At 55.0% G+C, this 1,251-nt stretch carries 1 protein-coding gene; it reads right to left on the bottom strand.

What is annotated here, in order from left to right; translation table 11 throughout:
• The coding region (locus tag KDK18_RS12870; protein ID WP_257255329.1) for a hypothetical protein at positions 1–1,251 on the bottom strand (1,251 nt) is incomplete at both ends.

Raw genomic sequence — 1,251 nt, 5'->3', positions numbered from 1 at the left:
ATAGTCAGGATCAGGTCCCCACCCGCTTTTTGATAGTGCAGTTTCTGGCAGGGGTGGGTTACCACTTCCAGCTGGTCAGCCGTGCCTGTGGTATTTGACAAAAACCATTGGCCGCTGTTACCAGTGCCATCGTCAGCAAAGCGGTAAATGGCACTCTTCTCATCAATGACATACTGATGTCCGGGGACTGCTCGCTGTAAAAGTGCATAACCAGACTCTAGTTGTTTAAGGATGAACTCCTTGCCATCCAGAACACCGTCATCCAGTTCCAGGCTGTCTGGCCAGTCATTGGCATAGACGCGGTGTGGGTTCTGCCAGCTGCCTATCCTTACCAGGGGGTTCACACCGGATGCCATCATTTTTATGCCATCAGGCGATGGGAGACGTCGGTCAATGATCAGTTTATCAACGGCGTGGCAGTTCAGCGTCCGTATTTTTTCGGCTGGCTTGAGGGCCTGCGTTGCCAAAACAGGCTGGCCATCCCGGTAGAGGGTTAGAAAACCACGGTCATCTATTGTCATGGCCAGATGTTGGCGGGGGGAGGTGAAAAATGGTCTAACCCTGTCATGAAAGATCCTCTCGCCATCCGTTAGCCTGATCTCCAATCCCCTGTTTTTCAGGCTCAACCTGATGGCATCAGCGCCGTCAGCCCCGGCAAAATGAATGAGTGAGCCCCAGGCGCGGGAAGGCAAGCTCCGGTGAACCCAGCCCGCCAGTATAAAACTGCCGCCAGTGACCGGAGGGGGCATCAGGCGTGACAAACCGGCTGGACAACGAGGCTGGTCACCACTGTCAGTTGCGTCAGTGGCATTGTGCGGAGCCAGCGAACGCCAGCTGGCTGCCTGCAGATTGGTGAGACTGGCACCACCCAGGTGAACCCGGTTAAATGAAGAGGGGGCAAAAAATATCTTCACCGTCCCGGTTTTCTCTGCACTTTCCAGCGCACCCTCCAGCTCGAGACTGACCAGGTTACTACCGAGGCCGGGGTGTACGCTGGCGCCACTGCTTTTGATGTGGAAAATATCGTTTCCCGACTCACCAAACAGCCCGGCTCCCGGCTTGACTGTACCGGAGATGAAGAACAGGTCATCACCCGGCCCGCCCCGCACCGGTGCCGTAACATTGTCAAGCTGGTAAATGTTATCCAGCCGATTGTCTTCAGCCAGCCTCGAGTAATAGTAACTCCAAAGTTTTTCGCTGGTCAGCACATTAGTTCCATTGTTGGCCGGATCAACCGTTACCAGACGCCAG

Source organism: Endozoicomonas sp. SESOKO3 (assembly GCF_024606255.1).
This window is presented reverse-complemented; position numbering and strand designations above follow the sequence as displayed.